Below are 23222 nucleotides of genomic sequence, written 5' to 3'. Positions count from 1 at the left end.
GTCCTTGACGAACCAGGAGAAGACGCACGTCGCGCCCGGTGGAACCGGACGTCGACGCGGCTGGAGGTCGACCGAACTCCCTGCGCTGGCATTACCCAGATCAGGTTCGAGGGTCTGCGGGCGGTGCCCGCACTCTCAGCGCTGTGCGCTCCCCTGTCGGATGTGAAGTTGTCCCGTTGACGCTACACCCTGGAAGATCACCGGGCAAAAGGACCTTTTCGCAGCTCACTCCGATCCAGACACCACCATCTTGGCGGAGTCCATCGACCCGGGCCGCTGGGCGCGGTAGTGTCGCGCCGCCGAATCCATCCGCCCCGAGGGAGCGTGACCGTGACATCGACGACGGACAGTTCCGTCCCGCCCGTCAGACCCGGCGGGGGAGCCGCCAGGGCGCCGGCGGCGGACGGCGGGTCGGTGGATGTCCCGCCCGGGGCGACCCCGGGGACGGGAGCGGCCGGCGGGGCCACGCCGGACGTACCGGAGGGGAAGGCGGCACCGGGCGGGCCGCGACGCTCCGTCGGCGGCTGGTTCGGCTCGGTCGAGGTGCTGGCCGCGCTGCTGGTCCTGCTGATCGTGTTCCGCGAGCAGCTCGCCGCCGCGCTGGCCGGGCCCCGGTTGCAGACCTGGACCACGGTCTTCGTCTCGGTGCTCGTGCAGGCGGTGCCGTTCCTGGTCTTCGGGGTACTGCTCTCGGCGGTGATCGCGGTCTTCGTGCCACGCTCGTTCTGGGCCCGGGCGCTGCCCCGGCATCCGGCCCTCGCGGTGCCGGTGGCCAGCGCCGCCGGTGTGGTGCTGCCCGGCTGCGAGTGCGGTGCGGTGCCGATCGCCGGCTCCCTGATCCGGCGTGGCGTCACCCCGGCGGCGGCCCTGGCGTTCCTGCTCGCCGCTCCGGCGGTCAACCCGATCGTGCTCGCCGCTACCGCCGTCGCCTTCCCGGGAGCACCGGAGATGGTGCTCGCTCGGGCGTTGGCCAGCCTGGTCGTCGCCATGATCATGGGATGGCTCTGGCTGCGGCTCGGCCGCGCCGACTGGATCCGGCTGCCGCACCGGCCCGAGCTGGAGGGCACGTCGCGGGGCGCGGCCTTCTGGGCGGCCATGCGGCACGACATCATTCACGCCGGCGGCTTCCTGGTCGTCGGCGCGATGGCCGCCGCCAGCATCAACGTGCTGGTGCCGGAGCGGTGGTTGCAGACCCTCGCCGACTCCCCGGTGTTGTCGGTGCTCGCCCTGGCCGTGCTCGCCGTGCTGCTGTCGCTCTGTTCGGAGGCCGACGCCTTCGTCGCGGCGTCGCTGTCGCAGTTCTCTCTCACCTCCCGTCTCGTCTTCCTGGTGGTTGGGCCGATGGTCGATCTCAAGCTGATCTCGATGCAGGCCGGCATCTTCGGTCGCCGGTTCGCGTTCCGGTTCGCCCCGGCGACCTTCGTGGTCGCCGTCGGGGTGGCCAGCCTCGCCGGGACGGTGCTGCTGTGAACCGGCAGGCGCAGGCGGTCATGCTGCTGCTGCTCGGCGGCGCGGTGGTCCGGGCCAGCGTCACCGATCTCTACCTGCGGTACGTCAAGGAAGGGCTGCGGCCGTTCCTCATCGCCGCCGGGCTCGCGCTGATCGCCGCCGCGATCATGACCCTCTGGTACGACCTGCGGCCCGCGCCGGCCCCGGCCGACCCCGGTCACGGGCCCGACGACGACGGGCACGGCCACGCGGCCGACGACGACGGGCACGGTCACCACGAGCCGCGCGTCGGCTGGCTGCTCCTGCTGCCGGTGCTCGGGCTGCTGCTGGTCGCCCCGCCGGCCCTCGGCTCGTACGCGGTGGGCCAGGCCGGCACCGCGCTGGCCAGCAAGCAGCAGTCGGACTACCCGCCCCTGCCGCCGGGCGACCCGGCCCCGGTCACCGTCCTCGACTACGCCGCCCGGGCGCTGTTCGAGCGGGGCGAGTCGATCGGCGACCGGCGGGTCCGGCTCACCGGGTTCATCGCGCCCGGTCCTGACGGGCAGCCGATCCTGGCCCGCATGGTGCTCTCCTGCTGCGCCGCCGACGGCCGCCCGGTCAAGCTGGGGATGACCGGCGACGTGCCCGTCGGCCTGCCGCACGACACCTGGGTCGAGGTCACCGGCCGCTACAGCGACCGAATCGCGCGGGACCCGGTCAACGACGCCGAGATCCCGTACCTGGCCGTGGAGTCCTGGCGGGAGGTGCCCGCGCCGAGAAACCAGTACGAGTGAGCGCGGGCGCCCCGGGTAGGCTGCCGATCATGCGGGTCGACGCGCGAGGGCTGACGTTCGAGGTGCGCACCGGCGGTCCGGCCGACGGCGAGCCGGTGCTGCTGCTGCACGGCTTCCCGCAGCACAGCGGCGAGTGGGACGGGGTGACCCCGGCGCTGCACGCCGCTGGGCTGCGCACGTACGCGCTCGACCAGCGCGGATACTCGCCTGGCGCCCGGCCGGCGGCGGTCGAGGCGTACCGCGTTCCCGAGCTGGTCGCCGACGCGGCGGCGGTGCTCGACGCGCTGGGCGTCGACGCGGCCCACGTGGTGGGGCACGACTGGGGCGCGATCGTCGCCTGGGGGCTCGCCGCCGCCCACCCCGACCGGGTGCGCACCCTCACCGCCGTGTCGGTCCCGCACCCCGCCGCGATGGCGCACGCGCTGGCCACCGACGCCGAGCAGAAGGCCCGCTCGTCGTACATCGCCCTGTTCCGCAAGCCGGGCAAGGCCGAGAAGGTGCTGCTGGCGTTTCGGGCCGCCGCCCTGCGCCGGCTGCTCGGCGGCGTCGGCGACGCCGACCGGGTCGCCCACTACGCCGAGCCGATGCGCGCCCAGGGCGCGCTGACCGCCGCCCTGAACTGGTACCGCGCGATGTCCAGGCGGGACCTCGCGGCGGTCGGTCCGGTGCCGGTGCCGACCACCTTCGTCTGGAGCGACCGGGACAGGGCGATCGGCCGTACCGCCGCCGAGGCGTGCGCCGGGCACGTCACCGGCGACTACCGCCGCGTCACGCTGGCCGGGGTGTCGCACTGGATCCCCGACGAGGCGCCGGGCCCGCTGGCCGAGGCGGTCCTGGCACGCACGGCGACCGCCCGATGACCGCGACCGGGCCCGGCGCGACCCGGCCACACACCCGCGCGTCGCTCGCGGCGCAGCTCGCCGACCTGGGGGTACGCCCCGGCGGCATCGTGCTCGTGCACGCCGGGCTGAAGGCGCTCGGGTTCGTCTGCGGCGGCGCGCAGGCGGTGGCCCTCGCCCTGCGCGACGCGCTTGGCCCGCAGGGCACGATCGTGGTGCCCACCCACACACCGGAGAACAGCGACCCGGCCGGGTGGCGGAACCCGCCGGTGCCGGCGGACTGGTGGCCGGTGATCCGGGCCGAGACCCCCGCCTTCGACCCGGCGGTCACCCCGAGCCGGTTCATGGGGGCGCTGGCCGAGACGGTCCGGTGCTGGCCGGGGGCCCGGCGTAGCGATCACCCGCGGGTCTCCTTCGCCGCCCTCGGGCCCGCCGCCGAGCGGGTCGTGACCGGGCATCCCCTGGCCGGCATGCTCGGTGCCGAGTCGCCGTTGGGCCGGCTGTACGACGCCGACGCCGACGCCGACGTGCTGCTGCTCGGCGTCGGCCACGACTCGAACACGTCGCTGCACCTGGCCGAGTACCGGCAGGCCACCCCGCCGAGGCAGCGGGAGGGCGCGGCGGTGCTCACCCCGGACGGCGGGCGGCGTTGGGTGTGGTGGGACGACATCGTGCTCGACGAGGGCGATTTCCCCCGGCTCGGGGCCGGCCTGGAGGCGACCGGGGCGGTGCGGGTCGGCCCGGTCGGCGAAGGGACGGGACGGTTGATGCGCCAGCGGGCGGCGGTCGACTTCGCGGTGGGGTGGCTGGCCCGCAACCGGCGGGCGGCGGACCCAGATCCACCGGCGGCGGACAGAAACCGGCGGATGGAGGACGCATGACGCTCAGCGCCGAGAGCTACCTGGCGGTGGTGACGGAGACGATCGGGCAGGTGTCGGCCAGCCAGCGGGAGGCGGTGGGTCGTGCGGCCGAGCTGATCGCCGACGCGCTGCGCGCCGACGGGGTGGTCCACGCGTTCGGCACCGGCCACTCGGAGGCCCTCGCCATGGAGATCGCCGGCCGGGCCGGTGGCCTGGTGCCGACCAACCGGATCGCGCTGCGCGACGTGGTACTGCACGGCGGGGCGCCGGCCGACGTCCTTGGCCCGCTACTGGAGCGGGACCCGTCGGTGGCCCACCGCCTCTACGAGCTGGCCCCGGTTCACCCGTCCGACGTGTTCGTGGTGGCCTCCAACTCCGGGGTCAACGGGGCGATCGTGGAGTTCGCGGCGCTGGTGACCGGGCGCGGGCACCGCCTGATCGCCATCACGTCGGCCCAGCACTCGGCGCGGATGACCTCCCGGCACCCGTCGGGGCGGAAGCTGGCCGACTTCGCCGACGTGGTGCTGGACAACGGGGCCCCGTACGGCGACGCGACCCTGCCGATGCCCGGTGGCGGCGCGGTCGGCGCGGTCTCCTCGATCACGGCGGCCCTGCTCGCGCAGCAGATCACGGTCGAGGTGGTGGCCCGGCTGCTCGCGGCGGGGGAGCGGCCCCCGGTCTACCTGTCGGCCAACATCGCCGGCGGCGACGAGCACAACAACGCCCTGGAGGCCCGGTACGCGGGCCGGATCCGTCGGGGCTCCTGACCGCGCGGGCATGGGCGTGAATCGGTTTCGCCGCCCGGGCGATCGGGCAATGGCGATGCTGTCGGCGGGCCGCACCCGCCGGCAGTACCGTCGCCCCGGAGGTAACACGTGTCGAAGGAAACCGAGAGGCAGCGCTGGCAGCGCAACTTCGCCGATCTGCTCCAGGAGTTGCGGGTCGCGCAGACCGGCGTGCAGATCCTCTTCGCGTTCCTGCTGACCCTGCCGTTCAGCAGCGGTTTCACCCGCACCAACGCCTTCCAGAAGGACGTCTACATCGTCTCGCTGTTGGCGGCTGCCGCCGCCACCGCGATGATCATTAGCCCGGTGGCCTTCCACCGGGCGTTGTTCCGCCAGGGGCGCAAGCCGGAGCTGGTCCGCTTTGCCCACCGGATGGCCAGCGGCGGGCTCGCGTTCATGCTCGTCTCGATGGTCAGCGCGGTCCTGCTGATCACCGACTTCGTGCTGAACCGGGGCATCGCCTTCGTGCTCACCGCGATCACCGCCGTCTGGTTCCTGACCCTCTGGGCCTTCCTGCCGTTCGCCCGCCGCAACTGGGGCGAGGACGACGTCGACGACGACGATGACGATCCGCAGGTGCTCGCCGGCGACTGACCCTCCGACCAGCGGCGACGCTGTCGGAAATCCGAGGTATCCGCGACGCTACCCCTGGGTAACAACCGGGGGTAGCGTTGTTTGTGTCGAGCACGTTGACGCATCCGGACCGAGGTTCGAGGAGGCCGCCGTGACCACGACCCAGAACAGCCGACCCGCGCCCGACCCGGTGGAAGGGGCCGGAGCCGGCCTGCCCCCGGCGCAGGGGAGCGCGGGCCCGGGAACCACCGGCCCGCTGCCGGCGGAGGCCGGGCAGGTGTCCGAGAAGGAGGCCCGGCAGGTCGCCGAGGCGGCCCGCGAGTCGGCCTGGGACCGGCCCAGCTTCGGCAGGGAGCTGTTCCTCGGGCGGTTCCGGCTCGACCTGGTCCACCCGTGGCCGCGCACCGACCCGGCCGAGGACGCCCGCGCCGAGGAGTTCCTGGCCCGGCTGCGCGGGTACCTCACCTCCGAGGTGGACGGCGCGGCGATCGAGCGGGACGCCCGCATCCCCGACGAGGTGTTCCGGGGACTGGCCCGGCTCGGCGCGTTCGGCATGAAGATCGACCGGGAGTACGGCGGGCTCGGGCTGAGCAACCTGCACTACTGCCGGGCGCTGATGCTGGCCGGCTCGGTCAGCCCCGCGATCGGGGCGTTGCTGTCGGCGCACCAGTCGATCGGCGTCCCGCAGCCGCTGAAGATGTTCGGCACCGGCGAGCAGAAGCGGAGCTTCCTGCCCCGGCTCGCCGCCGGTGAGGTGTCGGCGTTCCTGCTCACCGAGCCGGACGTCGGCTCCGACCCGGCACGGCTGGCCACCACCGCCGAGCCGACCGCCGACGGCACCGGCTACCGGCTCAACGGGGTCAAGCTCTGGGCCACCAACGGCACCGTGGCCACCCTGCTGGTGGTGATGGCCCGGGTGCCGGCGAGCGAGGGGCGGCGCGGCGGGATCACCGCGTTCGTCGTCGACGGCGACGCCGAGGGCATCACCGTGGAACGGCGCAACGAGTTCACCGGCCTGCGCGGCCTGGAGAACAGCCTCACCCGGTTCCACGACGTGTTCGTGCCGGCCGAGAACGTCATCGGTGGCGAGGGCAAGGGTCTCAAGATCGCCCTGACCACCCTCAACACGGGTCGGCTCTCGCTGCCGGCGATGTGCGTCGGTGCCGGGAAGTGGTCGCTCAACGTGGCCCGGGAGTGGGCCGCCGACCGGGTCCAGTGGGGCCGGCCGGTGGGCGAGCACGAGGCCGTCGCCCAGAAGCTCGCCTTCGTCGCCGCTACCACGTACGGCATGGAGACGATGCTCGACCTGTGCTGCCTGCTCGCCGACGACGACCGCAACGACATCCGGATCGAGGCGGCCCTGGTCAAGCTGTACGCCAGCGAGATGGCCTGGAAGATCGGCGACGAGCTGATCCAGATCCGGGGTGGGCGCGGCTACGAGACCGCCGACTCCCTGGCCGCCCGGGGCGAGCGCCCGGCGGCGGTCGAGCAGCTCCTGCGGGACCTGCGGATCAACCGGATCTTCGAGGGCTCCACCGAGATCATGCACCTGCTGATCGCCCGCGAGGCGGTCGACGCCCACCTCTCCGTCGCCGGGGACCTGATCGACCCCGACGCGGGGCTCGGCCGCAAGGCCAGGGCCGGCGCGCGGGCCGGCGCGTTCTACGCGAGGTGGCTGCCCACCCTCGCCGTCGGCCGGGGTCAGGCCCCGAAGGCGTACGCGGAGTTCGGCCCGCTCGCCGGGCACCTGCGCCAGGTCGAGCGGTACAGCCGCAAGCTGGCCCGGTCGACGTTCTACGCGATGTCGCGGTGGCAGGGGAAGATGGAGCGCAAGCAGGCGTTCCTCGGCCGGGTGGTGGACATCGGCGCGGAGCTGTTCGCGATGAGCGCCGTCTGCGTGCGGGCGTACGCGGAGAAGGACGCGCGCCCGGAGCACGTCGAGCTGGCCGACCTGTTCTGCCGTCAGGCCCGGCTGCGGGTCGACGCCCTGTTCGCCGGCCTGTGGGCGAACACCGACTCGGTCGACGTGGCGGCGGCGAGGCGGATCCTCGCCGGCCGGTACGCCGCCCTGGAGGACGGGGTGATCACCCCACCCGCCGAGCTGCCCTGGGTGGCCCGCTGGACGCCCGGCCCGTCCACCGCCGAGGACGTCCGCCGCCGCATCCCCCACGAGTGAAAGGAAGGGCCCCCTGTTAACGCTTTCTGCATAGCAAGGGGCCCCTGTTAAACACCGGGCCGGCTCAGCTCGTCAGCGGGCGATCGCCCAGGCCAGCACGGCCGCCAGAATGAGGCCGTTGAGCAGCGCCAGCACCAGGTACGCCTGCGGCGGGATCCTGCGCCCCCGACGGACGAAACTGACCAGCGCGGCGGCGTACGCCAGCAGCAGCACGGCGACGACGATCAAGAAGTACAGCACCGCCCCACCCTAGACGAGCGGCTGCCGGGCCGGTCGGCCGTCGTCGACGAACGTGTCCAGCCGTTGATCGGCGCGGCGCCGGCGGTGCGGATCGCGACGTCGCCTCGAAGCCGCCCTGCCACTGCCCGGTGGCGTACCCGACGGAGCCGCCGGTCGCCGCCCGCGCGGCCGCTCAGCGGCCGGTTCGCAGGCCGAGCCGGCGCAGCTCCAGCGCGGCGAGCGCGTCCACGGTCGCGTCGTCGCCGCGCCGCCACGCCTCGGCCACGTCCGGGGCGACCCGGGCCAGCTTCCCCAGCGGCTGATTGGCCAGCGCCCGAAGGGCCAGCAGGTCCCGCCCGGCGGGGGCCGTGGCCAGCGCCTTCGCCGAGGCGGCCCGGCGCATCCAGCGCAGCCGCAGCGGCAGCCAGCCGAACAGCACCAGGCCCAGGGGGAGGACCAGCACCGCGATACTGAGCGCCAAGGCGAGCTGGCCGACCAGTTCCTGCTGGTCGCGGCCTGCCTCGGCGACGGCCCGCGCGGCGTCGGCGGCCTTCGTGAAGGGCGCGGTCAGCTCGTCGCCGACCAGCGGCACCCGACCCACCTTGCCGCCGGCGTCGGCGAGGCTGTCGGCCAGGCCGCCGCCGGCGCCTTCCAGCTTCTGACCGGGTACGGCGAGCTTCCGCACCAGGTCGTGCACCCAGAGCGCGAAGCGGATCGTGGCGTAGACCCAGGCGAGGACGAGCAGGTCGGTGAGCAACTGACGGCAAGCTGTCGGGAAGCGATCGGCGTAGATTTTCACGCCGCACAGCGTGCCACGGCCGGACCGAACCGGCACGGGTCGGAATTGTCAGCCGGCGCAGGCCGGGCAGGTGCCGAAGATCTCCAGGGTGTGGCTGACGTCGGCGTACCCGTGCTGCGCCGCCACCCGCTCCGCCCAGGTCTCCACGGTCGGCCCCGCGACCTCGACGGTGCGCCCGCAGACCCGGCAGACCAGATGGTGGTGGTGACCCTCGCTGCACCGCCGGTAGAGGTGCTCGCCGCCGGGCGGGCGCATCACGTCGATCTCACCCGCGTCGGCCAGCCCCTGCAGGGTGCGGTAGACGGTGGTCAGCCCCACCCGCTCGCCGCGCTCGCGGAGCATCGCGTGCAGGTCCTGTGCGCTGTGGAAGCCCTCCACCTCGGCCAGCAGCGCGCTGACCGCGGAGCGTTGCCTGGTGTTCCGGACGGCGGTGCTGCTCTCGGTCATGATGCCTCCCCAGCGTGGCTTACCGCGTCGGCCACGATGTGCGCGACGTGTCCGTCGACCAACGCGTACGCGATCTCGCGACCACGCCGGGAGCCCCGGACCACGCCTGCCCCGCGCAGCACCCGCAGGTGCTGGGAAACCAGTGGCTGGGCGGCCCCGAGCTTCTCCACCAGCTCGTGCACGCACCGTTCACCCTGCGCCAGTTCGCTCACGATCGCCAGTCGGATGGGTGCCGCGAGCGCGCGCAGCAACTCACCGGCGCCCTCGTAGGCCTCGTACCCTGATCCGCTGGTCACTCCATAACGGTAACCAATCCCGCCGACACGCCGAGGAGCAGGCTCAACGCAGCACCACCTCGTGGGGTTCCGGGGCCGGTGCGCCGGACTCCGCGCGCTGTCGGCGCAGCGCCCGCCAGGCCGCCGCGACGACCGCCACCACGAGGAAGGAGGCGATCGCCAGCAGCACCACGGACGCGCCGGGCGCGGTGTCGGCGTTGGCGGCCACCCAGACCCCGGCGCCGGCGGCGAACAGCCCGAGCGCCATCGCCGCCGTCATCGTGGCCCGGAACCCCCGGGTGACCTGCTGGGCGGTGGCCACCGGGACCACCATCAACGCGCTGATCAGCAGCACCCCGACGGCCCGCATGGCGATCGTCACGGTGACCGCGGTGCCGACCGCGAGCAGCAGGTTCAGCGCCCGCACCGGCAGGCCGGCGACCCGGGCGTACTCCTCGTCGTGGCAGACCGCGAACAGCGCCGGGCGCAGCGCCAGCATGGTGACCAGGAGCACCGCGCCGAGCACCACGATCGTGACCAGGTCCTGCGGCGAGATGGTGGTCAGCGACCCGAACAGGTACGCGTTGAGGTTCGCGCTGGTGGCGTCGGAGAGCCCCACCAGCATCACCCCGCCGGCGATGCCGCCGTAGAACAGCAGCGCCAGCGCGAGGTCGCCGGAGGTGCGGCCCCGGGCCCGGACCAGCTCGATGGCGACCGCGCCGAGCGTCGCCACGACCACCGCCACCAGCACGGGGGAGCGATTGAGCAGCAGCCCCGCGCCGACCCCGGTGAGCGCCACGTGCCCGACCCCGTCGCCGATCAGCGCCAGCCGGCGCTGCACCAGGTAGATGCCGAGCGCCGGGGCGGCCAGGCCGATGACCAGCGCGCCGATGAGGGCGCGCTGCATGTACGGGTACTGGAAAAGCTCCATGCTCAACTGCTCCACAGCCCTACGGGCTCGTTGGGTCCGTGCGGGTGCACGTGGTCGTGGTCGGGGTCGGCGTGGTGGCCGGCCGGTTCGGGGACCGCGCCGTCGTGCGCGATCCCGCCGTGGTGCACCACCACGGCCCGGCTGATCAGCGGCCGCAGCGGCCCCAGCTCGTGGGCCACCAGCAGCACCGTCCCGCCGTCGTCGAGGAAGCCGCGCAGCGCCCCGGCGAACGCCTCCTGGCTGGCCGCGTCGACCCCGGCGGTCGGCTCGTCCAGGACCAGCAACTCCGGCTCGCCGGCCAGCGCCCGGGCGATCAGGGTGCGCTGCTGTTGGCCGCCAGAGAGGGTGGCCACCGGGTCGCCGGCCCGGTCGGCCAGGCCCACTGACACCAGCGCGGCGTCGACCGCGATCCGGTCGGCGCGCCCCGGTGGGCGAAGCACGCCCCGGCGGGCCAGCCGGCCGGAGGCAACCACCTCGCGGACCGTGGCGGGAACCCCGCCGCCCGCGCCGAGCCGCTGCGGGACGTACCCGATGCGCTGCCACTGCCGGAACCGGCGCAGCGGGGTGCCGAAGAGCGCCACGGACCCGGCGTGCAGCGGGACCAGCCCGAGCACCGCGCGGATCAGGGTGGACTTGCCGGAGCCGTTGGCGCCGAGCACGGCGACGACCTCGCCAGCGTCGACGGCGAGGGAGACGTCCCGCAGCACGGGGCGGCCGTCGTAGCCGACCACCCCGTGCGCGACGGTGATGACAGATTCGGTCACGAGCAGCTCAACGCCGTCCTCAGAGTCTGCAGGTTGGTACGCATCACCGAAAGGTAGTCCTGTCCGTTGCCGTCGGCCGTCAGCCCCTCCAGCGGGTCGAGCACCGCGGTCTTCGCGCCGACCTCGCGGGCGATGGTCTCGGCGACCTTCGGGCTGACCAGAGTCTCGAAGAAGATCGTGGTGGCACCGTGCTCGCGGGCTTCCTTCGTGACCTCGGCGAGGCGCTGCGGGGAGGGCTCGTTCTCCGGGGTGAGCCCGGTGATGCCGACCTGTTCGAGCTTGTAGCGCTCGGCCAGGTAGCCGAACGCGGTGTGGCTCACCACGATCTCCCGCCGCTGGCAGGTCTTCAACCCGGCGGCGAACTCGGCGTCCAGCTTCTCCAGGTCGGCGCGGAGGGTCTTCGCCCGCGCGGTGTAGTCGGCGGCGCGCTCCGGGTCGGCCTTGCCGAGCCGCTCGGCGAGCTGGTCGGCGACGCCGGCCAGCCGGGTCGGGTCGAGCCAGAGGTGCGGGTCCTTGCCGCCGTTGCCCTCCTCGGCGTGCTCCTCCTCGCCCTCGCCCTCGCCTTCGTGCTCGTGCCCACCGGCGCTCGCGGCCAGCAGCGGCTGCACCCCGGCCACGTCGAAGGCCCGGTCGCCGCCGCTCTGCGCGATCGCCTCGTCCACGGCCGGCTGGAAGCCCTTGAGGTAGACGACCAGCTCGGCCTGGTTCACCTCGCCGACCTGGCTCGGGGTGAGTTCCAGGTCGTGCGGCTCGGCGCCGGGCTTGGTCAGGTTGGTCACCCGGACCGCGTCGCCGCCGACCCGCTCGGCGATGAACTGGAGTGGGTAGAAGGCGGCGGCCACGTCGATCCGCTGCGGGTCGGCACTGGTCGCGGCGCCGTCGGAGCAGGCGGACACTGCACCGAGGGCGACCAGGGCGGTCGCGGTGGCCAGGACACGTGCGGTGGGGTGGCGGAGCATCATGGCCCCAACTCTCCGCGACAACGAAATTGATTGTCAAAAACGCATCCTTGCATGAGAGTGGCGTTTCTGCTACGGCCGCCCCGATGGCTGCCTCTTCGGGTGATTCGGCAGCCGCCCCTCGGGTGTGGTCAGAGGAGCTTCGCCAGTGCCACGGTCACCAGCAGGGTGAGCATCACCAGCCGGATCACCCGGGTGGCCGGGGACTGCACCGGCCAGGTGGTGAGCAGCAGCGCCACTCCGGCGGCGGCGAGCGCCAGCAGCAGCGCCCCGCCGACCACCCCGGGGGCGAACAGCCCCACCAGCACCAGCACCAGGGTGACCAGGAAGATCGTCGTCGGGTTCGCCCGGGCCAGCCGGACCGGCAGGGAGCGCTGCGTACGCTGCATCCCACAGACTCTACGAGGAGGACCCGGGTGCTGGTCACCAACCGGTTCGTGGTCGACGAGGACGTCGCCCCCGCCTTCACCGAACGCGCGCACGCCGCCCTCGCCGCGCTCGCCGCCCGCCCCGGCTACCTGCGCGGGGAACTGCTGCGGGCGCTGGACGACCCGCGCCACTGGTGCCTGCTCACCGAGTGGGAGTCCGTCGGGACGTACCGGCGGGCGCTCGGCGGGTTCGACGTGAAGGTGCACGCCACGCCGCTGTTGACCGAGTCCCTGGACGAGCCGTCCGCGTACGAGACGCTGGCCGGCGCGGCCCCCGGCGGCACCGTCGAGGTCAACCCCAGTGATCGGGCCGCTGATCCGCTGCGCTGAGCCGGCGGGCACTACCCTGCACCTATGACCGCACCCGGACCGTCCGGTCCACCCCTGTACCCCGTGGCGCCCGCGCCCGCCGGCCCGCCGGGCCCCGGCGTGCCGCCGACGCCCCCGGAGCCGGAGGTGCCCACGCCCCCGGCGGGCCCCGGAGTGGTCCCGCCGTTCGCCGCGCCCCCGACCGAGGGGTGGAGCGCCCGCCTGTGGCTCGGCCTCGGCGCCGGGGCGGTCGCCGTGCTGATCTGCTGCGGCGGGGGCGGGACGGCCGTGGTGGGTCTCGCGGTCAGCAACGTGCAGGCAATACGCGAGCAGGGCCGCTCGGTGACCGACGACTACTACGAGGGGCTGGTCGAGCGCAGGTACGAGCAGTCGTACGACGCGCTCTGCGACGACGCGCAGCGACGCGAGTCCCGGCAGGAGTTCGAGCGTCGCGTCTCCGCCGAGCCGCAGATCGACTCGTACCGGGTGGGCGACGTCGACACCGCGAACCTCACCGTGCCGGTCTCGGTCACCTTCAGCGGGGGCGACCGGGGCGACCAGGAGGTCACCCTCGCCGCCGACGGGCAGACCGGCGCCATGGAGGTCTGCGGGGTGAGCTGACCGCCGCCCCCGGTATTCTCCTGGGCTCGGGGCCGCTGCGGTCGTACCGTGGGTCCCGAGCTCGACCGTTCCATCCACTTCGCGCCCCCGCCGACCGCCAGCCGGCGTAGGAGGAAACATGCCAGCCGACCGTATCGACGCCGTCGTCAGCCTCGCAAAGCGCCGAGGCTTCGTCTTCCCCTCCAGTGAGATCTACGGGGGCACCCGGTCGGCGTGGGACTACGGTCCGCTCGGCGTGGAGCTGAAGGAGAACGTCCGCCGGCAGTGGTGGCGGACCATGGTCCAGCAGCGCGACGACGTCGTCGGCCTGGACTCGGCGGTCATCCTGGCCCGCAAGGTCTGGGAGGCCAGCGGCCACATCGCCGAGTTCGTCGACCCGCTGACCGAGTGCCAGTCCTGCCACAAGCGGTTCCGCGCCGACCACCTGGAGGAGGCGTACGAGGCCAAGCACGGCAAGCCGCTGACCTCGCTGACGGAGCTGAACTGCCCGAACTGCGGCAACAAGGGCACCTTCACCGAGCCGAAGATGTTCAACGGCCTGATGAAGACCTACCTCGGCCCGGTGGAGAGCGACGAGGGCCTGCACTACCTGCGCCCGGAGACCGCCCAGGGCATCTTCGTCAACTACAAGAACGTGGAGACGGTCGCCCGCAAGAAGCCGCCGTTCGGCATCGCGCAGACCGGCAAGTCGTTCCGCAACGAGATCACCCCGGGCAACTTCATCTTCCGCACCCGCGAGTTCGAGCAGATGGAGATGGAGTTCTTCGTCGAGCCCGGCTCCGACGAGCAGTGGCACGAGTACTGGCTCTCCGAGCGCTGGAACTGGTACCTCGACCTCGGCCTGTCCGAGGGGAACCTGCGCTTCTACGAGCACCCCAAGGAGAAGCTCTCCCACTACTCGAAGCGCACGGTCGACATCGAGTACCGGTTCCAGTTCGGCGGCAACGAGTTCGCCGAGCTGGAGGGCATCGCCAACCGCACCGACTTCGACCTGTCCACGCACAGCAAGCACTCCGGCGTCGACCTGTCGTACTTCGACCAGGCCAAGGGCGAGCGCTGGATGCCGTACGTGATCGAGCCGGCCGCCGGCCTCACCCGCGCGGTGCTCGCGTTCCTGCTTGAGGCGTACGACGAGGACGAGGCCCCGAACACCAAGGGCGGGGTGGACAAGCGCACCGTCATGCGCTTCGACCCGCGCCTGGCCCCGGTGAAGGTGGCTGTGCTGCCGCTGTCCCGCAACGAGGCGCTCTCGCCGAAGGCCAAGCAGCTCGCCGCCGACCTGCGCAAGCGCTGGGTGGTGGAGTTCGACGACTCGCAGGCCATCGGCCGCCGCTACCGCCGCCAGGACGAGATCGGCACCCCGTTCTGCGTGACGGTCGACTTCGACACCCTCGACGACGACGCGGTGACCGTGCGGAACCGGGACACCATGGCCCAGGAGCGCATCGGTCTGGACCAGGTGGAGCGCTACCTGATCGAGCGCCTCCCCGGCTGCTGAAGGTGTAAGGAAGGGCCCCTTCTTAACGTTTCCGGTAGAGAAGGGGCCCCTTCTCACCGCCCCTCTCCGATGACTCACCGCCCCTCCCCGAGGAGCGGGTCCTCCCCGGTGAGCGGGCCTTCCCCGGCGTGCGGGTCCGGCTGCGGGCGGGGCGCCTCCTCGGGGCGGGGCTCCACCCGCACCCGGGTCGTGGCGCCGACGCCGCGCCGCGACTCGTACGCGTCCTCCACCGTGCGGCGCACGCGGTCCGGGTCCCGGCGGATCTCCTCGTCCAGCGCGGGCAGGTCGGCGTACCCCCGCCGCCTGCCCGCCGGCGTAGAGGACGGCGGAGATGCGCCGCTGCTCGTCGGTCAGCGCGCCGGTGAACAGGGCGTACGTCGCCGGGAGGACACGTTGCCAACGGCCGCGGCGGGCCTGCCGGTACAGGTACATGTCGTCGAAGCCGGCGGCCAGCAGCTGCGCCCGCGTGACGATCTGCTGCTGGCGTTGCGCCGTGCGGTCCAACACGGGTGAGAAGTCGGCCATGGCCCGCAGCATGGCCGCGCCGGCCCTGCCTGTCTCGCCCGGCCACGCCGGCTGTGGACGACGAGCGGCCCTGTGGACGGCGCCCCACCGGCCGGCGGCTGTGCTATGGGCCGTGGTTAACAGGGGGCCCCTGCTATGCAAAAGGCGTTAAGAAGGGGCCCCTCCTTACACTTGGCGGGTGAGTGGGAGCGGAAGGCGCGGGAGCGGGCCGGGCGGCGGGCTGCGCATCGGGCGACACGAGGTGTGGCCGCCGGTGGTGCTCGCCCCGATGGCCGGGATCACCAACGTCGGGTTCCGCCGGCTCTGCCGGGAGCAGGGCGGCGGCATCTACGTCTGCGAGATGATCACTACGGTCGCGCTGGTCGAGCGGAACCCGAAGACGCTGCGCATGATCGCCTTCGGTGACGACGAGCGGCCGCGCAGCCTCCAGCTCTACGGCACCGACCCCGAGATCACCGCCGCCGCCGTGCGGATCGTGGTCGAGAAGGACCTCGCCGACCACATCGACCTGAACTTCGGCTGTCCCGTCCCCAAGGTCACCCGCAAAGGCGGCGGGTCGGCCCTGCCGTGGCGGCGCCGGCTCTTCGCCCGGCTGGTGCGGGCCGCCGTGGACGCCGCGTCGCCCGCCGGGGTGCCGGTCACCGTGAAGATGCGCAAGGGCATCGACGACGACCACCTGACGTACGTCGAGGCGGGGCTCGCCGCCCAGGACGCCGGCGTCGCGGCGGTCGCCCTGCACGGGCGTACGGCCGCGCAACGCTACTCGGGCACCGCCGACTGGGACGCCATCGCCACCCTCAAGCAGTCGCTCGACGTGCCAGTGCTCGGCAACGGCGACATCTGGAAGGCCGACGACGCCGCTGCGAATGGTCGCCCACACTGGGTCGACGGCGTGTGATCGGGCGGCGCTGCCTGGGGCGGCCGTGGCTCTTCGCGATCTGAGCGCGTTTGAGGCGACCGAGCGCGGCTGCCCACGCTCGGCGAGGTGCGCGACATGCGCCGGCACGCGGAGCTGCTGGTCGACAGTTCACGGCGGGGGCGCGCAACCCGGCCCGGGGTGAGGGACGGCTGCACGGACTTCCGCAAGCACGTCGCCTGGTACCTCAAGGGCTTCCCGGTCGGCAGCGAGCTGCGCCGCGAGCTGGCGATGATCGACAGCCTGGCCCAGCTCGACGACCTGCTCGGCAAGCTCGACCCGGCCGAGCCGTTCCCGGTGGCGACGCTGGGCCAGCCGCGCGGCCGGACGAACTCGCCCGGCAAGGTCTTCCTCCCCGACGGCTGGCTGGCCAGCCGGGACGACGACACCGTCCCGGAGGGTGCCGAACTGGCCGACTCCGGCGGCTGACCGCCCGCCGCCAGCGGGCCCGGCGCGCAGCCGCCAGCGGGCCCGGCGACGGGTGCCCGCTGCCACGGCGAAGGGCCCGACCCCGGTAGGGGTCGGGCCCTTCGTGTCTGGTGGTCAGGAGGCGTAGCCGCGGCTGGCGATCCAGTGGGCCAGGACGTCGGTGTCCACGCGGTAGCTGGCCTGGTCCGGGTTGGCGGAGTCGGCGATCGTCACGGTCTTGCCGCCCTCGTGGTAGCCGACGACGCTGATGTAGTGGCCGCCGGCGAAGGAGTGGCTGACGCCGTCGGTGTCGGTGGCGGTGCCGGCGATGTTGGCCACCACGGCCCGGCCGTCGTCGACCGCGCGGACGACATCGGCGCGCAGCTTGTCGACGTGCTTGCCGTCGACCTTGTCGGCCGGGATCTCCGTGCTGTGGTAGGCCTTGCGGCCGGTCTCCTTGTTCAGCACGGGGGTGATGTCGTTGATGGAGTTGGTGCCGGCCTCGGTGGTGCCCATCTGCTTGGCCATGGTGTCGACGTCGATGTCCTTGCCCTGCACGCTCAGGGCGTTGCGGGCGGCGGCGGGGCCGCAGTAGTAGAAGTTGGGCTGCGCCTCGTAGCGCACGTCGAGCTCGCGGTCGCCGGCCGGGCGGCGCTCGGCCTGCACGGTGGCGGCCCGCTCGGCGGGAGTGGCCTGCGCGGCCAGCGCGGGGCCGGCGATCCCACCGGCGGTGGCGGCGATACCGGCAACGGTCAGGGCGGTCCTACGAATCAGATCGGTACGCATGATCAGCGTGCTCCTCTGCTCGGGGGAAAACGGCGCCACCAACAGGGGGTGCGGCGGCACCGCGAACACATCAAGAAAAGGGAGACGACCAGGCGGGCCAGAAGACCGGCGGTCGTATGCCAGATACAACGCCCCGACCCCCGACCCGATTCCACCGCCACGGTGACCCGGCCCACCGGACACCACCCGACAAACCGGACAGCCGCCCCGATCGGGGGGCGGCCCGCCGGGGGTGGCTGCCCCCGGTGGGCCGTTTCCCACCGCGATTTCGGTCCGGGCCGTTCGCGGCGTCAGGTGGCGTTGACGGTGGGGGTGGTCGGGGTTGGTGCCGGGTGGGCTGTGGGGCGGGAACTGGGAAGCCCGGTGGGGTGAGGGGTCGGCCAGGGGATTTCCGGGGCGGGGTGGAAGGTGATGCCCGCGGCGCTCCAGCGGGGGCCGTGCCCGGCGAGGCGGCGGCGGAAGGACGCCCAGTCGTGGGTGCGCCGGGGCGACCAGCCCAACTCGGCGATGGCGGGCAGCCGGGGCAGCAGCATGAACTCGATCTCGGCCAGCGACGTCACCGACTCGGTCCAGAGCGGGGCCTCCACGCCGAGCACCGCCTCGGCCGGCACGGCGGTCAGGTGTGTACCCGGATCCCAGTCGTACGCCCGGGCCACGTCGATCAGGCCCGCCCAGTCGTGCCCGATCGGGGTGTCCGGGGCGTACTTCATGTCCAGGTATGCGTGGTTGCCGGGGGAGAGGATCACCCGGGCGCCGCGCCGGACCGCCTCGGCCACCAGGGGGTCGTCGCCCCCGGTGCCCCACCACTGGAGGACCCGCCCGTCGGCGTGGCGGGCCGGGGCGATCTGGTGCCAGCCGATGACCGTCGCGCCGGTGGCGGCGACGATGTCCTGCGTCCGCTCCACGAAGCGGTTGTACGCGTCGGCGGGGACCTTGAACGCCTCGTCCCCGCCGATGTGCAGCCAGGGCCCGGGGGTGAGCGCGGCGACCTCGCCGAGCACGTCGGCGACGAAGGCGTACGTGCGCTCGTCGGCCGGGTCGAGGTAGCTGAAGCCGACCTCGGTGCCGGTGTACGGCGGCGGCGCGACCCCGCCCGGCGCGAGCTGCGGGTACGCGGTCAGCGCCGCGTTGGTGTGGCCGGGCAGGTCGATCTCCGGGACGACGGTGACGTGCCGGCGGGCGGCGTAGGAGACGATGCGGCGGTAGTCGGCCCGGGTGTACGCCCCGCCCGGTCCGCCGCCCACCTCGGTCGCCCCGCCGACGGCGGCCAGCCTCGGCCAGTCCTCGACGGCGATTCGCCAGCCCTGGTCGTCGGTGAGGTGCAGGTGCAGGTGGTTGAGTTTGTACCGGGCCAGGTGGTCGATAACCCGCAGCACGTCGGCGACGCCGAAGAAGTGCCGCGCCACGTCGAGCATCGCGCCCCGGTAGGGGAACCGGGGCCGGTCGACGATCACCCCGCCGGGCACCGACCACCGCTGGGCCACCGGGGCCGGGCTCTCGATGGCGGGTGGCAGTAGCTGGCGGAGGGTCTGTACGCCGTGCAGGAGGCCGGCCGGGGTGGCCGCGGTGATGCGTACCGCGTCGGGGGTCACGTCGAGCCGGTAACCCTCCGCGCCGAGCTGCGCGACCGGGGCGAACCCGTCGGGGCCGGCGGTCGGTGCGACCGGGCCGGGGCCGTCGCCGGGTGTGCCGGAGAGCCGGAGGGTGAGCCCTTCGGCCGGCGGTGCGGCGTCGGTCACCGGGATCGGGTAGCCGGTGGCCGGCCGCAGCAGGGCGGCGAGCTGTTCGGCGACGTCCCGGGCGGCCGGGTCGGGGCTGACCCGCACGGCCGCGTCGGCGGGCAGCGTGAAGTCGGCGGCAGGGGCGGGCTCGACCCGTTCCGGGGCGGGGACGACGTCGCCCAGCCGGACCGGGGCGGGCGGGACGAGTCGGTCGGTGGCGGCGCGCGCGGCAGCCCTGGCGAGGTCGGCGGCGGCCGGCTCGTGGGCGGCGGTGCCGGTGGGGTCGACGGCCGGACCGGTCGGGTCGAGCGGTTCCCGGCCGGTTTCGGGGGTGCGGGACGGGGTGGGCGGCACGTGCTGGCTCCGGGTGTATTCGCGAGGGATATGGCAAAGGTGAGGTTCGGCAGAACCGGTGCGGTCAAGAGTACGAGGGGGGTTGAGAATTGCGTGATCGTGTGCGTGGAAACGTTCCCAAAAACCGGTACGGACGCGGACAGTCGTGATGGCTGTGCCGATTGTCACCAAGTAGTCCCAGGTCACGCGATATTCGCTTAGCCTTCGCCCATCGATCGCGATGGCACCGGATTGGCGGTGGTCGGCCCTGGGGTATCAGCGAACTGAACCTTCGTTAAGTGTTTGTTCCGGCGCGCGTGGGAGGCTCTGGTGGCAACGCAAGAGACGGTCGATCACAAGTACGTCTACGACTTCGCCGAGGGCAACAGGGACCTGAAGGACCTGCTCGGCGGCAAGGGGGCCAACCTGGCCGAGATGACGAATCTCGGCCTGCCGGTGCCGCCCGGATTCACCATCACCACCGAGGCGTGCAAGGCGTACCTCGCCACCGGGGAGGAGCCGGCGGGGCTGGCCGGTCAGATCGAGGCGCACCTGGAGTCGCTGGAGCGGGGCATGGGCCGTCGGCTCGGCGACCCCGACGACCCGCTGCTGGTCTCCGTACGCTCCGGGGCGAAGTTCTCCATGCCCGGCATGATGGAGACCGTACTCAACGTCGGCCTCAACGACCGCAGCGTCGTCGGGCTCGCCGCGCGGGCCGGCGGCAACGAACGGTTCGCCTGGGACTCCTACCGCCGGCTGATCCAGATGTTCGGCAAGACCGTCTGCGAGGTGCCGGGCGAGGAGTTCGAGCACGTGCTCGACGAGGCCAAGCGTGCCCGGGGCACCACCGACGATCTCGACCTGGACGCCGACGACCTGCACGGGCTGGTCGACGCGTACAAGAAGATCTTCCTCAAGCACACCGGCCGCGACTTCCCGCAGTCCCCGCGCGAGCAGCTCGACCTGGCCATCCGCGCGGTGTTCGAGTCGTGGAACGCCGAGCGCGCGGTGCTCTACCGCCGCCAGGAGCGCATCCCCGCCGACCTCGGCACCGCGGTCAACGTGGTGGCCATGGTCTTCGGCAACCTCGGCCCGGACTCCGGCACCGGCGTGGCCTTCACCCGCGACCCGGCCAGCGGCGCGCAGGGCATCTACGGCGACTACCTGGCCAACGCGCAGGGCGAGGACGTCGTCGCCGGTATCCGCAACACCGTGCCGTTGCAGGAGCTGGAGAGCATCGACAAGAGGTCCTACGACGAGCTGCTGGGCATCATGGCCCGGCTGGAGGGGCACTATCGGGACCTCTGCGACATCGAGTTCACCATCGAGCGCGGCAAGCTGTGGATGCTCCAGACCCGGGTCGGCAAGCGCACCGCAGCGGCAGCGTTCGTCATCGCCGGCCAGCTCGTCGACGAGGGCCTGATCGACCTCGACGAGGCGCTGCATCGAGTCAACGGCGCGCAGCTCGCCCAGCTGATGTTCCCCCGGTTCCGGCTCGACCACGGCTTCGAGCCGGTGGCCAAGGGGGTCGGGGCGTCGCCGGGCGCGGCGTCCGGCAAGGTGGTCTTCACTTCCGCCCGCGCCGTCGAGCTGGCCGGCGAGGGCGAGGCGGTGATTCTGGTCCGCCGGGAGACCAACCCCGACGACCTCGACGGCATGATCGCCGCGAGGGGCATCCTCACCTCGCGCGGCGGCAAGACCAGCCACGCCGCAGTGGTCGCCCGGGGAATGGGCAAGACCTGCGTGTCCGGTGCCGACGAGATCGATGTCAACGTGCCGGCGAGGCGGCTCACCGTCGCCGGGCAGTCCGTGAGCGAGGGCGACGTCATCTCGATCGACGGCACCACTGGCAAGGTCTACCTCGGCGAGGTGCCGGTCATGCCATCGGAGGTGGTGCGGTACTTCGAGGGCACGCTCGACCCGGCCGAGGCCGACGACGCGCTGGTCAAGGCGGTACACCGGATCATGACCCACGCGGACGCCACCCGGCGGCTGACGGTGCGGGCGAACGCCGACACCGGCGCGGACGCCGCCCGGGCCCGCCGCTTCGGCGCGCAGGGCATCGGACTGTGCCGCACCGAGCACATGTTCCTCGGCGACCGACGTGAGCTGGTCGAGCGACTGATCCTGGCCCGCACCGACACCGACCGGTCCGACGCGCTGGCCGCGCTGCTGCCGTTGCAGCGCGACGACTTCGTGGCGATCTTCCGCGAGATGGACGGGCTGCCGGTCACCGTGCGGCTTATCGACCCGCCGTTGCACGAGTTCCTACCCCCGCTGGAACAGCTCGCGGTCGACTTCGCCGTCGCCCAGGAGCGCGGCGAGGACGTGGCCAAGGAGGAGGCGCTGCTCGCCGCCGTCCGGCGGATGCACGAGGAGAACCCGATGCTGGGCCTGCGCGGCGTGCGCCTCGGCCTGGTCATTCCCGGCCTGTTCGCCATGCAGGTCCGGGCGATCGCCGAGGCCGCCGTCCGGGTCACCCGCGAGGGCGCGTCGGCCTGCCCGGAGATCATGGTCCCGCTGGTCGGCGCGGTGCAGGAGCTGGAGACGGTACGCGCCGAGGCGGAGAAGATCATCGCCGAGGTGGTCGGGGACAGCGGGGTCGAGGTGCTGATCGGCACGATGATCGAGGTGCCCCGGGCAGCGCTGACCGCCGGCCAGATCGCCGAAGCGGCGGAGTTCTTCTCCTTCGGCACCAACGACCTCACCCAGATGGGTTGGGGCTTCTCCCGCGACGACGTCGAGGGGGCCTTCTTCTGGCGCTACCTGGAGCTGGGCATCTTCGGCATCTCACCGTTCGAGTCGATCGACCGCGACGGCGTGGGCCGGCTGGTGCGGATCGCCGCCGAGGAGGGGCGGGCCGCCCGGCCGGGGCTGAAGCTCGGTGTCTGCGGCGAGCACGGTGGCGACCCGGAGTCCGTCCACTTCTTCCACTCCGTCGGGCTGGACTACGTCTCCTGCTCGCCGTTCCGGGTCCCGGTGGCCCGGCTGGAGGCCGGTCGCGCGGCGGTCGAGACGGCCGGCTCCGACAGCCGCTGAACCGTGGCAGGCCACGCCCCCGCGCGGCCGTGTCTCGCGATCGCCGCGCCAGCGCCGGCCCCGGTGGGCGAAGCCGCACGCATCCCCACCGGGGCCGGCGGGCTCAGATCGGCGGGCGTCGCCAGCTGGTGGCGCGGGGCGCGTTGGGGGCGCGCCCCGGCAGGGTCGCCATCGGGGTCCGCGTGGCCAGCGGCGCGTGCGGGTCGAGCGCTGCCATGCTGCTGGGCGCGCTGCGCTGCTGGTCGAAGACCGCACCGGTCCGGGCGGCCACCTCCCGGGCCTCCCGGTGCAGGGTCTCCAGGTCGGTGTCGGCCCCGGTGACCAGGGTCAGCAGCGCGTGCCGGCCGGCCGGGTAGGTCACCACGCAGCCCCGGGCGGTGAACACCACCGACTCCTGGAACGCGCCGTGCCGGACCGTGTCGGCGACCCGGTGGCCGAGGCCGAAGCTGGCCGCGGCCAGGGCCGCCAGGTGGGTGGCGTCGGTCGCCGGCAGGTCGCTGGAGATGAGCAGGCCGTCGGTGCCGGCGAGTACGCCCCCGGCGACCTCCGGTCGGCGCTGGCGCAGCCCCCGCAATTCCGTTCCCAGCACCGTGTCAGCGTCCACGAGCGTCACTTCCCGTCGTCCGATTCAGGGTTCCGGATCTGATTCAGGTGTGCGGATCATCGGTAACGTTCTGCTCTGGGAACGCTACCGGTCGCCATTGCCGATCGCGACCCGTCACGGTCGGCAATTAGCCGACAACTCTCGACTGATCGGCTGTTGCGCGACGTCGGGGCGAGGACTGTCGC

Annotated in this window: 25 protein-coding genes, 1 pseudogene and 1 riboswitch; of the genes and pseudogenes, 13 read left to right on the top strand and 13 right to left on the bottom strand. The window is 73.1% G+C overall.

Annotated features, from left to right (window positions below; all coding sequences use genetic code 11):
• Positions 1–59 precede the first annotated feature (59 nt).
• Positions 60–165, bottom strand: a riboswitch (TPP riboswitch).
• Positions 166–414: 249 nt separating this feature from the next.
• The 7 genes from MCAG_RS08020 to MCAG_RS07990 all read left to right on the top strand — a co-directional run bounded on the left by MCAG_RS08020 (position 415) and on the right by MCAG_RS07990 (position 7455).
• The gene (locus MCAG_RS08020) at positions 415–1470 is read left to right on the top strand and encodes a permease (protein ID WP_083802225.1); all 1056 of its coding nucleotides are present in this window, start codon (positions 415–417) and stop codon (positions 1468–1470) included.
• The gene (locus tag MCAG_RS08015; protein ID WP_036372822.1) at positions 1467–2222 is read left to right on the top strand and encodes a TIGR03943 family protein; all 756 of its coding nucleotides are present in this window, start codon (positions 1467–1469) and stop codon (positions 2220–2222) included. Before MCAG_RS08020 ends, MCAG_RS08015 begins: the two co-directional genes overlap by 4 nt.
• 29 nt (positions 2223–2251) lie before the next feature.
• Complete coding sequence (locus tag MCAG_RS08010; RefSeq protein WP_036376645.1) at positions 2252–3082, top strand: alpha/beta fold hydrolase; 831 nt, start codon at positions 2252–2254, stop codon at positions 3080–3082.
• A complete protein-coding gene (locus MCAG_RS08005; RefSeq protein ID WP_007072457.1) occupies positions 3079–3942 on the top strand; it encodes an aminoglycoside N(3)-acetyltransferase in 864 nt (287 codons plus the stop codon). Before MCAG_RS08010 ends, MCAG_RS08005 begins: the two co-directional genes overlap by 4 nt.
• Complete coding sequence (locus MCAG_RS08000; RefSeq protein ID WP_007072456.1) at positions 3939–4688, top strand: sugar isomerase domain-containing protein; 750 nt, start codon at positions 3939–3941, stop codon at positions 4686–4688. The genes MCAG_RS08005 and MCAG_RS08000 overlap by 4 nt, the downstream gene beginning before the upstream one ends.
• A 108-nt stretch (positions 4689–4796) precedes the next feature.
• Complete coding sequence (locus MCAG_RS07995; RefSeq protein WP_007072455.1) at positions 4797–5300, top strand: DUF6328 family protein; 504 nt, start codon at positions 4797–4799, stop codon at positions 5298–5300.
• A gap of 130 nt (positions 5301–5430) precedes the next feature.
• The gene (locus MCAG_RS07990; RefSeq protein WP_036372819.1) at positions 5431–7455 is read left to right on the top strand and encodes an acyl-CoA dehydrogenase family protein; all 2025 of its coding nucleotides are present in this window, start codon (positions 5431–5433) and stop codon (positions 7453–7455) included.
• 72 nt (positions 7456–7527) lie between these two features.
• Here the strand turns inward: MCAG_RS07990 and MCAG_RS33525 are convergent, their stop codons facing one another.
• From MCAG_RS33525 to MCAG_RS07955, 8 genes are all read right to left on the bottom strand, one after another.
• Positions 7528–7695 carry a hypothetical protein gene (locus MCAG_RS33525; protein WP_007072453.1) on the bottom strand — a complete coding sequence of 56 codons (168 nt, stop codon included), beginning with the start codon at positions 7693–7695 and terminating at the stop codon, positions 7528–7530.
• 172 nt (positions 7696–7867) lie between these two features.
• The gene (locus MCAG_RS07985) at positions 7868–8473 is read right to left on the bottom strand and encodes a hypothetical protein (RefSeq protein WP_036376640.1); all 606 of its coding nucleotides are present in this window, start codon (positions 8471–8473) and stop codon (positions 7868–7870) included.
• Between the two features lie 48 nt (positions 8474–8521).
• Positions 8522–8920: a Fur family transcriptional regulator gene (locus tag MCAG_RS07980; protein WP_007072451.1), complete on the bottom strand. Its 399-nt coding sequence runs from the start codon at positions 8918–8920 to the stop codon at positions 8522–8524.
• Positions 8917–9216, bottom strand: coding sequence for a metalloregulator ArsR/SmtB family transcription factor (locus tag MCAG_RS07975; RefSeq protein ID WP_007072450.1), 300 nt, complete (start codon positions 9214–9216; stop codon positions 8917–8919). Before MCAG_RS07975 ends, MCAG_RS07980 begins: the two co-directional genes overlap by 4 nt.
• A gap of 43 nt (positions 9217–9259) precedes the next feature.
• Positions 9260–10126 carry a metal ABC transporter permease gene (locus MCAG_RS07970; RefSeq protein WP_036372816.1) on the bottom strand — a complete coding sequence of 289 codons (867 nt, stop codon included), beginning with the start codon at positions 10124–10126 and terminating at the stop codon, positions 9260–9262.
• Between the two features lie 2 nt (positions 10127–10128).
• The gene (locus MCAG_RS07965) at positions 10129–10890 is read right to left on the bottom strand and encodes a metal ABC transporter ATP-binding protein (protein ID WP_036372814.1); all 762 of its coding nucleotides are present in this window, start codon (positions 10888–10890) and stop codon (positions 10129–10131) included.
• Positions 10887–11852, bottom strand: coding sequence for a metal ABC transporter substrate-binding protein (locus MCAG_RS07960; protein ID WP_036372812.1), 966 nt, complete (start codon positions 11850–11852; stop codon positions 10887–10889). Before MCAG_RS07960 ends, MCAG_RS07965 begins: the two co-directional genes overlap by 4 nt.
• Positions 11853–11980: 128 nt before the next feature.
• The gene (locus tag MCAG_RS07955; protein WP_036372810.1) at positions 11981–12238 is read right to left on the bottom strand and encodes a DUF6703 family protein; all 258 of its coding nucleotides are present in this window, start codon (positions 12236–12238) and stop codon (positions 11981–11983) included.
• Between the two features lie 27 nt (positions 12239–12265).
• On the opposite strand from MCAG_RS07955, the gene MCAG_RS07950 reads away from it, so the two are divergent.
• The 3 genes from MCAG_RS07950 (at position 12266) to MCAG_RS07940 (ending at position 14705) form a co-directional block, all read left to right on the top strand.
• Positions 12266–12607 carry an antibiotic biosynthesis monooxygenase gene (locus MCAG_RS07950; protein ID WP_007072446.1) on the top strand — a complete coding sequence of 114 codons (342 nt, stop codon included), beginning with the start codon at positions 12266–12268 and terminating at the stop codon, positions 12605–12607.
• Between the two features lie 126 nt (positions 12608–12733).
• Positions 12734–13207 carry a hypothetical protein gene (locus MCAG_RS07945; protein WP_007072444.1) on the top strand — a complete coding sequence of 158 codons (474 nt, stop codon included), beginning with the start codon at positions 12734–12736 and terminating at the stop codon, positions 13205–13207.
• A 118-nt stretch (positions 13208–13325) separates the two neighbouring features.
• A complete protein-coding gene (locus MCAG_RS07940) occupies positions 13326–14705 on the top strand; it encodes a glycine--tRNA ligase (protein WP_007072443.1) in 1380 nt (459 codons plus the stop codon).
• Between the two features lie 74 nt (positions 14706–14779).
• Here the strand turns inward: MCAG_RS07940 and MCAG_RS32330 are convergent, their stop codons facing one another.
• Complete coding sequence (locus MCAG_RS32330) at positions 14780–14947, bottom strand: hypothetical protein (RefSeq protein ID WP_157547954.1); 168 nt, start codon at positions 14945–14947, stop codon at positions 14780–14782.
• Positions 14948–15098: 151 nt separating this feature from the next.
• Positions 15099–15230, bottom strand: a pseudogene (locus MCAG_RS36180) (type IV toxin-antitoxin system AbiEi family antitoxin domain-containing protein); the annotation flags it as partial.
• Between the two features lie 178 nt (positions 15231–15408).
• Between MCAG_RS36180 and MCAG_RS35635 the strand changes: the two are divergent.
• Together MCAG_RS35635 and MCAG_RS35630 are read left to right on the top strand one after the other, a co-directional pair.
• The gene (locus MCAG_RS35635; RefSeq protein ID WP_007072442.1) at positions 15409–16128 is read left to right on the top strand and encodes a tRNA-dihydrouridine synthase; all 720 of its coding nucleotides are present in this window, start codon (positions 15409–15411) and stop codon (positions 16126–16128) included.
• Between the two features lie 96 nt (positions 16129–16224).
• Positions 16225–16575, top strand: coding sequence for a hypothetical protein (locus MCAG_RS35630; protein ID WP_255348980.1), 351 nt, complete (start codon positions 16225–16227; stop codon positions 16573–16575).
• A gap of 114 nt (positions 16576–16689) precedes the next feature.
• Here the strand turns inward: MCAG_RS35630 and MCAG_RS07925 are convergent, their stop codons facing one another.
• Positions 16690–17340, bottom strand: coding sequence for a C39 family peptidase (locus MCAG_RS07925; protein ID WP_007072441.1), 651 nt, complete (start codon positions 17338–17340; stop codon positions 16690–16692).
• 290 nt (positions 17341–17630) lie between these two features.
• Positions 17631–19415 (bottom strand): beta-N-acetylhexosaminidase, encoded by a 1785-nt coding sequence (locus MCAG_RS07920; RefSeq protein WP_007072440.1) that lies wholly within the window; start codon positions 19413–19415, stop codon positions 17631–17633.
• 309 nt (positions 19416–19724) lie between these two features.
• On the opposite strand from MCAG_RS07920, the gene ppdK reads away from it, so the two are divergent.
• Entirely contained in the window at positions 19725–22433 is a 2709-nt protein-coding gene (gene ppdK, locus MCAG_RS07915; protein ID WP_036372804.1) for a pyruvate, phosphate dikinase, read from the top strand.
• A gap of 103 nt (positions 22434–22536) precedes the next feature.
• Here the strand turns inward: ppdK and MCAG_RS07910 are convergent, their stop codons facing one another.
• A complete protein-coding gene (locus MCAG_RS07910) occupies positions 22537–23022 on the bottom strand; it encodes a roadblock/LC7 domain-containing protein (RefSeq protein WP_232290110.1) in 486 nt (161 codons plus the stop codon).
• Positions 23023–23222: the final 200 nt, after the last annotated feature.

It is taken from the genome of Micromonospora sp. ATCC 39149, from assembly GCF_000158815.1.
Lineage (GTDB): Bacteria > Actinomycetota > Actinomycetes > Mycobacteriales > Micromonosporaceae > Micromonospora.
Note: the sequence above shows the minus strand (reverse complement) of the source record. Positions and strands in the feature narration are given on the sequence as shown.